The sequence below is a fragment of the Jiella sp. M17.18 genome, assembly GCF_041027365.1.
Taxonomy (GTDB): domain Bacteria; phylum Pseudomonadota; class Alphaproteobacteria; order Rhizobiales; family Rhizobiaceae; genus VKMB-3413.
This window is the reverse complement of sequence record NZ_JBFTEH010000005.1, coordinates 116,226-129,502: the sequence shown is the minus strand read 5'-3', so window position 1 is coordinate 129,502 and position 13,277 is coordinate 116,226. Positions and strand designations below refer to the sequence as shown.

Sequence of the window (13,277 nt, the reverse complement as noted above, 5' to 3'; positions counted from 1 at the left end):
CCTTGTCTCCTATGCTGCCAGTAATTGCGGCTTGGCGCCGGCCAGCCGTTCCCACATGCTGAGGTCAAACCCGTCTCCGCTCCCCAGGAGCGTCAGGACGCCCGCAACGGCGTTGGCGATGTCGTCGTGAGCGTTCGGAGCGTGATCGATGCTGTCGCGCCCACCGCGCGCCGTGCGCCGCTCCAGGCCGACGAGTTGCGCCTTCAGACGGTCGTTATCGAGAAGGTCGACCTTGCCGCTGTTCACGAGCGGCAGCATGTCCTTGTAGATGTCGCTCTTCGCCTTCTCGGCGCGGCTGTAGGTGATGCCGTGCTTGCGGAATTGCTCCGGAGGGAACTCGCCGCCCCAGCGGTCGCCCGTGACTTCCGTCACGCCGTAGCGCTTCAGGACAGCCGACAGATCGGCAACGGCGTTCTCGGGAGAGAAGGGAGGGCGGATCTCCCGCACCGCGTCCAGCGTGGCAATGTCGCCCTCAAGATGGCCGATGGCGAGCGTGAAGGAATCGCCGCCGCTCCCGCCGGCCGCATCGGTGAAGGCCTTGTAGCTGACGCCTGCGATAGGCGCCCGCTCGTAAATGCCGGCAGTGATGCAAGCCTCGATCGCCTCAAGCGAGATGAAGGCTTCGATGTCGCTCCGGAACTCGGCGCCGAACTCCGCTGCCGCGCTTGCCGGATCGTCGGCGAAGGCTTCCGTCAGGAACTCGCCGTCGCGCTTGATCGTCAGATTCATGCGCCAGGTCGGCGCCTTCACGACGAGCACGTTGCCCGGCTTGCCGTAGTGCGCCTTGAACTTGCGCCACAGAAGCCCGCGCCGCGCGTAGGGGCTCGAAATGCCGATCAGCATGGCGCCGGGAATGGTCACCATCGCCGGCTTCACTGCCGCATACACCTCGTCGTCGGGCGTGACGCTGTTATCGGAATGCCAAAACGCTACCTCATCGAAGATGGCAGCGACGACCGTCCGGCCGCGAACACGCCGCTTGTCGTTGGTGGTGATCTCGATCGCGAGACCGTTCGTCAGCTCGATCCCGTCCGCCGTGTCCTTCGCAACCATCTTGGCGAAGATCGGCTGTTCGAAGAATGCCTTGACGTAGCCGAGCACGACGCGGGCCTGATCGCGATCGACTGCAAGGGCCTGGACGACGCCACGCTCGCCGCGCGTCAGCCGGGAGGTGTAGCCGTAGATCTCGGCACCGAAGGTCGCGAGGTAGACCGCGATGGAAGCCGCCTTGACGTCCTTGCCGGAGCGCCGGCCGCAGATCAGCCAAACCTCACCGGCTGGCGTAGAAGGCGCCTCATCGCGTCCGGTCAGTTCGCGGAAGGTGGAAAGCTCCGAAGCGTCCAACGGCTGCCCAAAGGCTGCCTTGTCGATCACGCGCCAGGTTGCCCATGTGTCGCCTTCGAACCACGGGCCGAACAGGTTCGGATCGCAGCACGCCTCGGCGTAGGTGAGGGCGCTGGCCGTCATGCTGCCCTCGGCTTCTCGGCAGCCCGTGCCGCCATGTATGTCCGGATGTCGGGCGTGACGTCCTTCGCCTTCCGCTCAAGGCCTAGATCGGCGAGAAGGCGCCGCAGGGCGTTGGTCGCGGTCGTGAACTCGCTGATGTCCAGCGAACTACCTTGAGCAAGCGAGCGCTCTTCAGTCTCGCACCACACGGCAAGCGTCGCCGCGCGCCGGGCGATGATCGACTGCGCTTCGGAAGGGTCGCCACCGATGTCGCTGATGATCTGTGCGAGGATGTCGCGATAGCGGCGAGCGAGCATCGAGCGGCCGTCAACGCCATCGAGGAACGTGGCCGCACCATTGCTGACCTTGCTCCGATGCGTGCCCTTCGGCCTTGCTACTGTTTCGCTACCCGTCTGCATTTTCTGCAGCGCTCCGATACCCGATCGTTACCCTGATACGGGTATGGGATGCCCTACTGCCCTTGTAAAGCCTGCATTTAAGCGGTTTCTAGTGCACGTTCGGCAGTGTTAGCATCTGATATGGTATCAGGTGCAATAAATTTTTCAGCCCTGCCAGCCGGTTCGTTGCGCTTGCAACAATACCCCTCAGACCGGCTTCAAATCGGACAGGGTGTTCAATCTGGACAGCCTGTCTCAATGCCGCGTCCGGGACGGGACACGGGACACCCCATAGGGGTGTGTCCCTGTCTGTCCCGCCTACCGTCCACCGGGACCAAACGGGACATGTCCCGCCTTGTCCCTGTCTGTCCCGTCTGCAGTGCGCCAGACATAGCTATCGAAGAACGCGACTAAGCCCTTCTCCTGCATGTCGTTTCGGACACGCTGGAACGCCTTCTTGCGGGTGTCGGGCAGGTCGCTCTCGCAAAGGCCGCGACGGTTGCATGACGTTCGCCAATGGTCGACGAGGACGATCGGACAATTCGGCCAGTCCTTGCCGCTCTTGTGCTCGCCATGCGCTTGCAGAGCGTCGTCCAGGGCGTCTAGCGCTGTTCTCTGCCGAACAGTCAGCTTACGGGCTTTCGAGGGCTCGGCATCGACGATGATGCACGTCCTGACCGGATCGCCGTCCTGGTCGGTGCCGATCTCGACACTCGATAGCGTGAAGCCGAAGGTGTCGCCGCCCTGGTGGTCACGTTGCTTCTGAACGGTGGCGGTGCGAGTGCCGGACTCATCGGCGGTGATCTCGATTTCCGTGTCCGTTGCTGCCCGCAGCGAGGAGTGACCGCGAGCGCCTTTCGCGGCGTCCTTGCCCGTGTGGTGGACGACCATGACGTGCGCGCCAGTCTCTGCCCTGATGCGGTCGACGTTCTTCACGAATGCGGTCATGTCGACCGGGCCGTTTTCGTCACCGCCAGCAAGGACGCGCGAGAGGGTATCGACGACGATCAGCACGACCTTGCCGCGACCGGCGAGGGACGCCGAGAGGTCAATGACGCGCTGGACATCGGCATTCGGATTGAGGAGGTCCAGTCCCGCTCGCCGAAGGGCAAGATCCACGCTGGATGCGCCGTGATGGTCGCGAAGCGCGACGATGCGATTGGCGATGCCGTTGCCGCCCTCTGCGGCGAGGTAGAGCACGATGCCGCCATTGACGCGCCGGCCGCGCCATTCCTGATCGCTTGCGACGTGGTAGGCGAGGTCGAGCGCGAAGAACGTCTTCCCGCTGTTGGACGGCCCATAGATGACCGACATTGCGGCGCTATCGAGAAGCCCTTTGACGATGTAGTGCGACGTCAATGCCGGCTTCAGATCGTCGAACCACTCGATTTCGCCAAGCATGGGAAGCCTGCGAAATTCCAGTGGGTCATTCTGACCCATTGGAAATCGCTGATCAGCCTCAATCGGAGCGCATGGCCGATCGCGGCCGTCCTCCGGTTCGTAGGGAATGAAATCGTCGGGCATCACGCTGCTGCCCTCCCGCCGCGCGGGACCACCAAACGATCTTGCGTCGTGCTCCGGAGAAGCCGATCAAGCTCGGCAGCGTGGTCGCGGTCCTCCGCAGCGAAACGGCCGGGAAGATCCATCAGCGTGCGGCCTGCGAAAGCCGGGATCGTTACTGCGGCGCCGTTCTCGCATCCACTCTTCAGCCAATCGAGCGGCGTCTTGTAGAGCTGAAGCGGCTTTCCAAGAAAGTACGACGCGGGGTTATGCGCAGCCCATAGACCGATGATGCCGGGCGGCCGATGGTATAGCGTCATCACGCGTTCTGGTCGGTCCAATGGCCAGCCACACAGGTCGACTACGGTCTCGCCGTCGCGGTCAAAAACCTCGATTACTGCGGCGTCTATTGCGTCCGGATCGCTGTCATTGGCGAAATCGAACTGGCCCTTTTCGAACGTGACAATCCGCGTCACGGCCAAGATGCCGGCGAAGTCGGAAATGCGGTTTATGTCGAGCTGGTGAAGCCGGATATAATCAAGATAAAGCCGCGTCGGCAGCGCCCTATCGTAAAGATCCATCCGGGCGTTTGCGATGTCGAGGTATGGGTTCATACGCGCCCCCCTTCGGCATGCAAATTCGCGGTCAATCTCTTGAGCTCTTCCGCGATTTCAGCCTCGGCAAAGGCGGCAAACATCGCCGCAGTATTCGCGCTCAATCCTGCCTTTCTGCCTTGGCTGAAATAGCCCTCTCTCATCACGGTTTGCCGGATTACTTCGAGGGCATCCGACGCCTCTTGAGAGACGGCACTATCGACGAATGCGACGGGCAACATCGTCCGAGCGATTGCCGGAACATGCTCCTTAAATTCGACGCATGCGGTAGCGTAAAGGGCCGCTTCCCTGAAGCTTTTGAAGCCCCTTTTGTCTCGCTTTTGAAGGCGACTTACCTTGCGACTAATCCCACTCATCGCCGCCCCTCCAGGATCACGTCGGCGCCGTAGCGAGCGAGGAGAGCCGCCTCGGCTCGGCCATGGTCCTTCTTCCGTTCGAAGTGAGGGGAGTCCGGCCAGTGAAGGATCGCCATGTTCCGCGCCTTCTCCTTTTCGGAGTTCAAGGCGAAGTGCTTCTTCCAAACGGACGGAGTGACGAGATGCGTCGGGATGCCGAGAGCCGCGACAACGCCGCGCACCGTGCCGTAAGCTTGGCCGAACTTGAACGTGCTGCTGACACCTTGCTTCGGCATAGCGCCGACGCGCTCGATCACGGCCATGTCGGGGCGCATCTGTTCGATCCGCCGCTTGAGTGCGGCAGCATCGATTTCGCCATCAACGGTCGGAACGTCCTCGGCAGAGATCAGATCAGGACGGCTGCGGAAGTAGAAAGCGATGGCGCCGGACACGCCGGGATCGATCCCGAGGATGCAGAAAGTGTCTCCCATCATGCACCTCCCATGGCGAAGGCGCCGACGAGGAAGAGACGGCCGTCGCGCGGAACGACGAGCGAAACCTTGCTGCGATGTTCGGTGGAGGGCATGGACGCGAACCGCTGGCTGCGGTAGGTTCCAATCTCGAAAACGCTGCCTTGCGATTTCGTGTTGCGACCGCTGGCGAGGGGTTCCAGGCCCTCGCTGGCGGCACCAATCTTGGGAGGGGCCATCATGCGGCGGCCCTCCCGGCATGCTTTCGCTCCCACGCGACAAGCTGGCTCAGATACCAGTATCGGCGGCTATTGATGACGAGCGGCCTCGGGAACTCCAGTTCTGGACGCTTGCGCTCCCAGCGATACAGCGTCATGTGGCTGATGCTGTACCTGCGTTGAACTTCGATCGCGGGGAGAAGCTGGTCCTGCGCTTCGTTCTGTGCTTCCAAGTTCATGGATTAGCTCCTGTGTTGAACAGGGGCTAACTTGCCTACGTCACGCCGGTAATGCTACAAAGCGATCTTTCAGGAAGTCTCGGACTTTCTGCGATCTTCTGGATAAAGGGCATGAAGTCGAGCCAGTGCGCGACCGACGGAAGCCTGTGATCGGCCGGTATCCTTCGCCACATATTCTATTGCAAGGTACTGCTTGTCTCCTTGCTCCATTCGGCGGAAGACGGCTAGGGCGGTATCGATCCACTTCGTCGATGATCTCGAAAACGCTGTACCCGCGCCTGAAACCCCGGGCTTCTTCATCTTCATTGCGACAGAAATCTCTTCGGATTGTTTGGCTATCCGCTCTCCACGATCTGATCGAGCCTTCACTAAAAGAAGGCTATCTGCGCAAGACTTGAGGTACTCTTGAACCCACGGGGGCACCGGCAAGCCCGCTTCCTGACAGTCGCGGTAAGCCTCCCATGCATAAAGAGGATTTTCGTCCTCTTCGTACAAACGTCTCAGAACATCAACGCGGAACAGTTTAGCTCCAGCGTAGAATTCAATCAGAGAAGAAATAGATTTTTGAGTGATTTGACCATCTTCATCGACAACACCAAGGCCAGCTAGAAATCCACGCCATGATTTCTGTAACATGTCTGCGGTTTCGGCCAGGGCCGTCAATGCCACGGTATATTTGTCAGCTTCCGCTAACGGTTCATCGGTCATTCCGCTGCCCTCAGTTCGACGACGTTGGTCGGCCGGTCCTCAAGGATCGACCCGACGTAAGATCCCCACGCCTCAAGAGCGTGCCGCCGCTCTTCTAGGAACTCGTGGCGCTGATAGATGCCGACGATGCCAGAGAACGTGCCGGAGACGTGGTTTAGGATCTTCTCGACTACCGCGATGCCGATGCCGATCCGCGCCATTCCTGAAGCCGCTGTGCGTCTCAGATCGTGAAACCGCCAGGACGGTACAGGATCGGCGTTCTCCTCCTCGGCGAGCATTTCCTCAATCTTCTTGTCGATCGCTTCCTTCGCCCGCGAGAAGCCGCTGACGGACGTCTTACCGGTCGTGGTGAAGACGAAATCGGACCCATGGATGCGAGGGATCGCCTTCAGGATGGCAATGGCGCGGTCACAGAGCGCGACCTGATGCAGCTTATCGTTCTTCGTTCGCTCGCGCGGCATCGTCCACGTCGCTGAGGCGAGGTTCAACTCGCTCCAGCGCATGCCGGCAACCTCGTCTCGCCGTTGTCCGGTCAGAATGAGAATCTGGACGAGAGGGCCGAACGGGAAGCCCATGTCCTCGGCAGCCTTCCAAACGAGCATCAACTCGCGATCGTCAAGGATGCGGTCACGCTTCGTCTCTTGCGCCGGCTGTTCAACACCATCGCAGAAGTTCCGGTCGATCAGCCCACGCGATACAAGCCAGTTGCCGAACTTGCGGAGGTTCGCGAACGTGCGGTTGGCCGTGTAGGGGGCGCCGCGATCAACGATCTTGTCGAGGAGCTTCACGAGGTCGCTGCGGCCGATGTCGGTAATCCGCTTCGATCCCCAAGCCGGGATGACTTCCTTGCGGAAAAGCCGCTCCACTTCGGATGCGCTCCGGTTGCGAGAGACGTGGCGCTCAATGAAGGTGCTGAGGAGCTTTTCGACCGTATCGTCAGGATCGACATTGGCGAGGGCGAGGGCCTTGGCCTGCGCCTTCTCAGCGGCAGGGTCGGCGCCTTCCGACGCCGCCCTTAGAAGTGCCGCCCCGGCTTCTCGTGCGGCCTTGAGGTCAAAGGCAGGGTAGGGGCCGACCGTCACCTTCCGGGGTTTGCCGGCATGCCGGTAGCGTACTGCCCACGACTTTTTACCGGATGGCTGGATGACGAGGTAGAGGCCGGTCAATCCGCCGTCTGGAACTTCGCGCCGAACGGTCTCGCCCTTCAGCTTTTCGACGGCAACGGCAGTGAGGGGCTTCGCCATGGTGTTCCTCGGGGTAACGACAGGCACGGGTAACGCCTGGGTAACGAGATCACTATGTTATGGCGTGTTATTCAATGTCAATATCAGAGGCTAACTTTCAGCGCAAAGCCCCCACAGAAAAGGGTGATATCTGCTGCTGATGCGTTCGCGATCGTTACCCTCTGTCACCCCTCGGCCTTTTCTCCCTAATCTGAGGGTCACGGGTTCGAATCCAGTCGGGATCACCAAGGCAACCCATTTTTACATCGATCGCTTGACGTCTTCGGTGTCGGCGGCTGATCGGCCGTGTCGGGCCGAGCCCGATCTGTCCACGCGCCCCGCGGATGGCCGGGAGCAGGACAAATATTGGCATCATCCGCTTGAACGGGGCGAGGACGCGCCGGCTGTTGGCGCAAATGCCTGTCGCCGAATCCTGGACCCGCTGCCGCCGACCGTTGAAAAGCACACGATTTTCACTCGTCGAGATATCAGGGGGTCTGTCGCCCGCTCCAACGCTGCCCAGCTGCGCTTTCTGCGCGAGCCTCTGCCGAACCTCAGCCTTGTTCGGAGCGCCATTCGGCCGACCCCGCGCGTCCCGGACTGCTATTCATGCATGGCTGGCCTCTTTGCGCCGGGCGCAGGGCGATCGGCGCCCGCTCGGCCACAAATCTCCATGGTTGGGCGCTAGCTGGCGCCTTCGCCGGATCTCGGCCGTGTCCGCCGCCGGTTGATGCGCGCTCGCGCGATCCACACCTCCGGCATCCCCGTTGCAAGGAGCGCCGCCATGACGCCGCCAGCCCCCGTCTTTCGTTTCGCGCCGAGCCCGAACGGCGAGCTGCATCTCGGCCATGCCCATTCGGCGCTTCTCAACCATGCGATGGCGCGCGCCTGCGACGCCCGCTTCCTCCTGCGCCTGGAGGACATCGACCGCGCCCGCTGCACCATTGCCTATGAGCGGCAGATCCTCGACGACCTCGCCTTTCTCGGGATCATCTGGGACGAGCCGCCGCGCCGGCAGTCGGAACATTTCGCCGACTATGCCGCGGCGCTGGAGGCGCTGGCGGGCGAGGACCTCGTCTACCCCGCCTTCATGACGCGGGGCGAGGTGAAGGCCTTCGCGCAGCGTTTCGAGGAGGAGGAGGGGCGGCCGTGGCCGCACGACCCCGACGGCGCGCCGCTCTATCCCGGCCTCGACCGCAACGCCTCGACCAAGGAGCGCGAGAGGCGGATGAGCGAGGGCGAGCGCTTCGCCTGGCGGCTCGACATGGAGCGGGCGATCGAATGCGCCCCGGCGCTCGTCTGGCACGAGACCGGCGCCTCGCCGACGGGCGACAGCGGCGAGATCGTCGCACGCCCGCTGGAATGGGGCGACGTGGTGCTGGGGCGCCAGGACATCCCGACGAGCTACCATCTCGCCGTCGTCGTCGACGACGCGCTGCAGGGCGTCACCGACGTCGTGCGCGGCCGCGATCTGTTCTATGCGACCAGCGTCCATCGGCTGCTGCAGGCGCTGCTCGGCCTGCCCGCGCCGCGCTACCACCATCACGACCTGATCCTCGGCGCCGACGGCCGCAAGCTGTCGAAGAGTGCCCGCGACACCTCGCTGAAATCGCTGCGCGCGGCCGGGCTGACGGCGGAGGACGTCGCCCGGATGGTCGGGCTGTCGGCCCAGGATCTTCCTGCCTGCCCTACGGCGGGTGACGACCCCGCAGCGGCGCTCAGCCCTGGAGGATGGTCAGCCAGACGCTCATCGTGACGACGGCCGCGACCGTCGACATCAGCGTCGCCGTCGCCGCCAGCTTCTCGCCGGCCTTGAAATAGACCGCGAGGAGATAGGCGTTGACGCCGAGCGGCGCGGCGGCGGTGATCACCGCGCTGCGGATCCACTGCGGCGGCAGGTGCAGGCGCGTCGTCGAGACCCAGACCAGCGCCGGCATGACGACCAGCGACAGGAGCGAGACCACCGCCGCGGGGAGGATGTCGCCCTTGAGCCCGTAGCGCGGCAGCGACATGCCGAGCGCGAACAGTGCCAGCGGCCCGGCCGTGCCGCCGAGGAGCTTGGCGATCTCGTCGAGATGGCCCTCCAGCGGCACGCCGGTCAGCCGCCAGAGCAGGCCGCAGAGGATGCCGACGACGATGGCGTTGGTGAGAAGGTTCTTGATGACGCGCCGCGCGGTCTCCCTGAGCGAGGGCGGCGCCGGCGGCATATCTGGATCGCCTTCGCCGCTTTCCTTCATGTCCAGCGCCGCCGCCCGCTCGATCAGCAGCGTCGAGGCGATCATCATCACCGGCAGGTGGATCGAGATGATCAGGAGCAGCGGCTCGAGCCCCGGATCGCCATAGGCTCGCTGCAGCACCGGCAGAGCGAGGAAGGCGGTGTTGGCAAAGCCCGAGGAGACGCCGGCGATGACGCCGGTGCGATGGTTGGCGCCGGTCAGCCGGCGCACCACCAGCGTGCCGATCGTCCAGACGATCGCAACGGGAATGAAATAGCTCGCCCAGAGATAGAGCGGGTTGGCGTTGCCGAAGGAGACGTTGGCCAGGGTGCGGAACAGGAGCACCGGCACGGCGACGACGAAGACGAAGCGGGCGAGGCCATCCCCCACCGCATCCGACAGGAGCCCGACGCGCACGCTGAGATAGCCGAGCGCCATGAGGCTGAAGAGCGGGACGACGACGTTGAGGATGGTGTGCATGAAGGAACCGGCCGGGACGTTCCCTTCGCGATAGACCGCGACGGGCCGCTTCGCAAACGCGGAATGCGGCTGCAGGCGGCGCGAGGATGCGGCGCCGCCCTGTCGCAGACTGCCGATGCGGGCCGCTCTCCCGCCGGGACCGGATGCGGACGGCCGTCTTCGCGAAGGCTGTGGCCTTGCGCGCCTTTGCGGCGGCGGCCGGCGCTGCTATGGCGGGCCCGTCCTGCCAGCCGGCGCCGCGTCCCGCGCTCGCGCCCCGATGTCCCGAAGGCTGCCTCGTGAACCGGTTCCTGCCCGCCTTTCCCGCCGTCTTCGTGCTGCTCTGGTCGACCGGCTTCATCGGCGCGCGCTACGCCATGCCCTATGCCGAGCCGTTCACCTTCCTCTCGATGCGCTACGGACTGGCGATGGCGGTGCTCCTCGCCGTGGTGCTGGCGGTGCGCGCGCCGTTCCCGAAGCCCGGTCCGGCGCTGCACGCGATGATCGCCGGCAGCCTGATCCACGGCGTCTATCTCGGCGGCGTGTTCTATGCCGTGCGCCACGGCCTCAACGCCGGCATCGCGGCGCTGATCGTCGGCCTGCAGCCGATCGTGACGACGATCCTCGCGAGCCTCTTCCTCGGCGAGACGGTGAAGCCGCGCCACGTCCTCGGCCTCGCGCTCGGGCTCCTCGGCGTCGCCCTCGTCATCCTGCCGAAGCTCGGCGGCCCCGGCGCCTACGGCTTCCAGACGCTGGCGCCGGTCTTCCTCTCGGCGCTCGGCATCTCGGCCGGCACGGTCTGGCAGAAGCGCTTCGTCGGCGGCGTCGACCTTCGCGCCGGGACGGCGCTGCAATATCTCGGCGCGCTGATCCCGACGCTGCTCCTCGCCTTCGGAACCGAGACGATGCAGGTCCGGTGGACCGGCGAACTCGTCTTCGCGCTTCTCTGGCTGGTCTTCGTCCTGTCGATCGGCGCGATCTTCCTGATGCTGACCCTCATCCGCGAAGGCGCCGTCTCCTCCGTCGCCTCGCTGATGTACCTCGTCCCCGGCGTCACCGCGGTCATGGCCTGGGCGCTGTTCGGGGAAACGCTGACGCCGGTGCAACTCGCTGGCCTGGTGCTCGCGGGCGTCGGCGTCGCCGCCGCGACGCGGGGGCTGCCGGGGCGGCGGCGGGTGGCAAGGAGCGTGTGAGGGGGCGGCGGAGCCGAATTTCGTAAGAGCGGCGTTGATGCCACCCGTGATTGCCAGCATCTTGATAGGCAGTCAAAGGCTGCGATACGAAAAACGACCATCGGAGGGAAGGTATGGCAATTAGAGAAAATGCGCTGCAGGCTTTCTTTCGCAGAAAGCCCGAGCAAGAGGTTCTAGCCGCTGCACTCGATGAAGCTTTCGACGTGACTTACGGCGCGCATCAATTCGGACAAGCGTTCTGGCTTTGCCAGCCGAAGCCCTTTGTCGCGGAGCGATTCGGTCTTCAGCGAGAAGTCATCGCAGTATATTCGCCGCATTCTCGCGCAGACGCCCGGTTGCTGACTGCGCTAGAGAATATCTCTCGTGCTCCCGAGTTTCGACATAGGGTGGAGAATGTCGTCGCGATAGTTATCTATGAAGGAGACAGAGAGTCTATCGAGCACCTATCTTTGCAAAGCAAAGATTGGGTTATAGTGCCATTTTCTTCGGGTGAGTTAAAAAGTAGAGGTGGACAGAACTTCCTTATAAGATTGAGAATGGCGGCGATTGTAGGACGTTTTGATCTATTTGGGATGTCTTCACCTATAAAGCATGACAAGTATTTTTACGGTCGAGATGGAATTGTTCAATAATTGACGCAGAGATCTCTGATTAGAAAGGAGCAATCTGGCCTATTTGGTCTCAGAAAAACTGGGAAGACTTCTGTGCTGTTTGCTGTTCAACGTAGACTCTTGGAGAAGGGTGCTATCGCAGAATATGTCGACTGCCAAAGTCCCGGAATATACGGCAGTCGCTGGTGGGCGGTGCTTGAGGAGTTGGCGCGTCGTCTGATTGAATCCGCTCCGAAGCTTGGTAGTCCAGATCCGGAGGAGCTCTCCTTTAACATGTCCGATGCAGCAAACTCGTTCATTCGTACAGTGAAGTGGATCAAAGATCACTGTCAATGTGAGCAGATTGTTCTTCTCTTAGACGAGGTAGAATTCATAACTCCAGGCGTCGCAAACCATCTCGGGCAACATTGGGGATAAGGATCATCTGCCTCTCTGGCAGACAATCAGATCGGCCTCACAGGAGACGAAGGGCTTCTTGACTTTCTGTGTGGCCGGCGTGAATCCATCAAGCGTCGAGCAATCTCACTTTGATCAAATACCTAACCCGATATTCCAGCTAGCAGTTCCATTTTATCTTGATCCGCTGACGCGTGCCAGCGTACGCGATATGGTTAGATCAATTGCGAAATATTCGGGTGCTACCCTTGATGAGGATTGTTTTGACCTCCTGAGCGCTGAATACGGTGGGCACCCGTACCTGATTCGCTTGGCTTGTAGTGAGGTGCTGCGTTCTTTAGGTGAAATGCCGGTCGATAGAAAAGTAAAGATCTCAAAGGATAATTTCTCTTCACTCAAAGACAGGATCGCTATACGACTGACGCAACCGATCAAGGACATTCTCCTATCTCTGGTTTGGTGGTATCCTGATGAATATGAACTACTCTGCTTGTTGGCAGATGGTGATGTGTCATTTGTTCAAGACTTCCTTGCATCTGAACCCGAAAAGGCCTCGAGGTTCGCCCGGTATGGATTGTTGGAGGCGGACAATGCGGCGTTCGCTATTAAAGAGCTTCGATCCTTTCTCGTAAAATCGGGAGAAGAATACAAAGGATCAATCTCTCCTTTTACGCGTGGTGATCTTCCATTGGAATGTTTACCAGATGAGCCCGATATCGCGGATCTTTCTGCGCTTTTTGAAAGTAGAACGAAGATCGAGTACGCTTTGCGGAAGTTATTGATGATAGTTCTAAATTATCGCTTCGCATTCGATGACCTAAAAGTAGCGAGTGCTATTTGTAGCGCTTTACCAAATAACGGCCAAAAGGTGCAGCTTTTCGTTGGAAGGCCTCCCAAGGAGGCCGTCAACGAATTGTACCTAAGCGATTTGAAGCCAATTTTCGTCAGAAACTGGGATAACTTTTCTGCCTACTTTGGCATAAAGCCCGACAGGTTCGAGATGAACATCGACACTATCAACATAGCTCGGAGGTTCGAAGCCCACACCAAGCCGGTTACTGAAAAAGATTTTGAGAATTTCCAAAACAGCTATTCTTGGCTGAGGACGCAGTTGCAGAAGGTTCCAGGGTTAATGAACATGCCAATGTCGGCCGGCGCATCCTGATGTGAAGGTCTGCGGATTCGTCAAGCTGATGCGGAGGAGTGAGAATTAACGTCGCCGCATCATTAACCCGAAGTCGCTGTGATCGC

15 protein-coding genes are annotated in these 13,277 nt (G+C 61.3%); 4 read left to right on the top strand and 11 right to left on the bottom strand.

Features of this window, described 5'->3' with window-relative positions:
* Positions 1–9: 9 nt before the first annotated feature.
* The 10 genes from AB5S17_RS11335 to AB5S17_RS11290 all read right to left on the bottom strand — a co-directional run bounded on the left by AB5S17_RS11335 (position 10) and on the right by AB5S17_RS11290 (position 7,172).
* Positions 10–1,467 carry a hypothetical protein gene (locus AB5S17_RS11335; protein WP_369239332.1) on the bottom strand — a complete coding sequence of 486 codons (1,458 nt, stop codon included), beginning with the start codon at positions 1,465–1,467 and terminating at the stop codon, positions 10–12.
* Positions 1,464–1,865 (bottom strand): hypothetical protein, encoded by a 402-nt coding sequence (locus AB5S17_RS11330; RefSeq protein ID WP_369239330.1) that lies wholly within the window; start codon positions 1,863–1,865, stop codon positions 1,464–1,466. Before AB5S17_RS11330 ends, AB5S17_RS11335 begins: the two co-directional genes overlap by 4 nt.
* A gap of 297 nt (positions 1,866–2,162) precedes the next feature.
* On the bottom strand, positions 2,163–3,368 hold the full coding sequence (locus tag AB5S17_RS11325; RefSeq protein ID WP_369239328.1) for a helicase RepA family protein: 1,206 nt from the start codon (positions 3,366–3,368) through the stop codon (positions 2,163–2,165).
* Entirely contained in the window at positions 3,368–3,958 is a 591-nt protein-coding gene (locus tag AB5S17_RS11320; protein WP_369239326.1) for a hypothetical protein, read from the bottom strand. Before AB5S17_RS11320 ends, AB5S17_RS11325 begins: the two co-directional genes overlap by 1 nt.
* Positions 3,955–4,314, bottom strand: coding sequence for a hypothetical protein (locus tag AB5S17_RS11315; RefSeq protein WP_369239324.1), 360 nt, complete (start codon positions 4,312–4,314; stop codon positions 3,955–3,957). Before AB5S17_RS11315 ends, AB5S17_RS11320 begins: the two co-directional genes overlap by 4 nt.
* On the bottom strand, positions 4,311–4,745 hold the full coding sequence (locus AB5S17_RS11310; RefSeq protein ID WP_369239322.1) for a hypothetical protein: 435 nt from the start codon (positions 4,743–4,745) through the stop codon (positions 4,311–4,313). The genes AB5S17_RS11315 and AB5S17_RS11310 overlap by 4 nt, the downstream gene beginning before the upstream one ends.
* A gap of 38 nt (positions 4,746–4,783) precedes the next feature.
* Positions 4,784–5,005, bottom strand: a complete 222-nt coding sequence (locus AB5S17_RS11305; protein ID WP_369239320.1) for a hypothetical protein — start codon at positions 5,003–5,005, stop codon at positions 4,784–4,786.
* Entirely contained in the window at positions 5,002–5,220 is a 219-nt protein-coding gene (locus tag AB5S17_RS11300) for a helix-turn-helix transcriptional regulator (protein WP_369239318.1), read from the bottom strand. Before AB5S17_RS11300 ends, AB5S17_RS11305 begins: the two co-directional genes overlap by 4 nt.
* 69 nt (positions 5,221–5,289) lie before the next feature.
* Positions 5,290–5,928, bottom strand: a complete 639-nt coding sequence (locus AB5S17_RS11295; RefSeq protein ID WP_369239316.1) for a hypothetical protein — start codon at positions 5,926–5,928, stop codon at positions 5,290–5,292.
* Positions 5,925–7,172, bottom strand: a complete 1,248-nt coding sequence (locus AB5S17_RS11290) for a tyrosine-type recombinase/integrase (protein WP_369239314.1) — start codon at positions 7,170–7,172, stop codon at positions 5,925–5,927. The genes AB5S17_RS11295 and AB5S17_RS11290 overlap by 4 nt, the downstream gene beginning before the upstream one ends.
* Before the next feature lie 763 nt (positions 7,173–7,935).
* On the opposite strand from AB5S17_RS11290, the gene gluQRS reads away from it, so the two are divergent.
* Positions 7,936–8,907, top strand: a complete 972-nt coding sequence (gene gluQRS / locus AB5S17_RS11285; RefSeq protein ID WP_369239312.1) for a tRNA glutamyl-Q(34) synthetase GluQRS — start codon at positions 7,936–7,938, stop codon at positions 8,905–8,907.
* Here gluQRS and AB5S17_RS11280 read toward each other — a convergent pair.
* Positions 8,870–9,847, bottom strand: a complete 978-nt coding sequence (locus AB5S17_RS11280) for an AEC family transporter (protein WP_369239310.1) — start codon at positions 9,845–9,847, stop codon at positions 8,870–8,872. The genes gluQRS and AB5S17_RS11280 overlap by 38 nt on opposite strands.
* Positions 9,848–10,125: 278 nt before the next feature.
* On the opposite strand from AB5S17_RS11280, the gene AB5S17_RS11275 reads away from it, so the two are divergent.
* From AB5S17_RS11275 to AB5S17_RS11265, 3 genes are all read left to right on the top strand, one after another.
* The gene (locus AB5S17_RS11275) at positions 10,126–11,019 is read left to right on the top strand and encodes a DMT family transporter (RefSeq protein WP_369239308.1); all 894 of its coding nucleotides are present in this window, start codon (positions 10,126–10,128) and stop codon (positions 11,017–11,019) included.
* 113 nt (positions 11,020–11,132) lie between these two features.
* Entirely contained in the window at positions 11,133–11,651 is a 519-nt protein-coding gene (locus AB5S17_RS11270; RefSeq protein WP_369239306.1) for a hypothetical protein, read from the top strand.
* Positions 11,652–12,105: 454 nt separating this feature from the next.
* Entirely contained in the window at positions 12,106–13,191 is a 1,086-nt protein-coding gene (locus AB5S17_RS11265) for a hypothetical protein (RefSeq protein WP_369239304.1), read from the top strand.
* Positions 13,192–13,277: the final 86 nt, after the last annotated feature.

What these genes read in the sequence shown, in the direction of transcription:
- gluQRS (WP_369239312.1), top strand. Translation starts at nt 7,936, where the DNA reads ATGACGCCGCCAGCCCCCGTCTTTCGTTTCGCGCCGAGCCCGAACGGC.
- AB5S17_RS11270 (WP_369239306.1), top strand. Translation starts at nt 11,133, where the DNA reads ATGGCAATTAGAGAAAATGCGCTGCAGGCTTTCTTTCGCAGAAAGCCC.
- AB5S17_RS11295 (WP_369239316.1), bottom strand. Translation starts at nt 5,928, where the DNA reads ATGACCGATGAACCGTTAGCGGAAGCTGACAAATATACCGTGGCATTG.
- AB5S17_RS11290 (WP_369239314.1), bottom strand. Translation starts at nt 7,172, where the DNA reads ATGGCGAAGCCCCTCACTGCCGTTGCCGTCGAAAAGCTGAAGGGCGAG.
- AB5S17_RS11315 (WP_369239324.1), bottom strand. Translation starts at nt 4,314, where the DNA reads ATGAGTGGGATTAGTCGCAAGGTAAGTCGCCTTCAAAAGCGAGACAAA.
- AB5S17_RS11280 (WP_369239310.1), bottom strand. Translation starts at nt 9,847, where the DNA reads ATGCACACCATCCTCAACGTCGTCGTCCCGCTCTTCAGCCTCATGGCG.
- AB5S17_RS11330 (WP_369239330.1), bottom strand. Translation starts at nt 1,865, where the DNA reads ATGCAGACGGGTAGCGAAACAGTAGCAAGGCCGAAGGGCACGCATCGG.
- AB5S17_RS11320 (WP_369239326.1), bottom strand. Translation starts at nt 3,958, where the DNA reads ATGAACCCATACCTCGACATCGCAAACGCCCGGATGGATCTTTACGAT.
- AB5S17_RS11325 (WP_369239328.1), bottom strand. Translation starts at nt 3,368, where the DNA reads ATGCCCGACGATTTCATTCCCTACGAACCGGAGGACGGCCGCGATCGG.
- AB5S17_RS11300 (WP_369239318.1), bottom strand. Translation starts at nt 5,220, where the DNA reads ATGAACTTGGAAGCACAGAACGAAGCGCAGGACCAGCTTCTCCCCGCG.
- AB5S17_RS11305 (WP_369239320.1), bottom strand. Translation starts at nt 5,005, where the DNA reads ATGATGGCCCCTCCCAAGATTGGTGCCGCCAGCGAGGGCCTGGAACCC.
- AB5S17_RS11335 (WP_369239332.1), bottom strand. Translation starts at nt 1,467, where the DNA reads ATGACGGCCAGCGCCCTCACCTACGCCGAGGCGTGCTGCGATCCGAAC.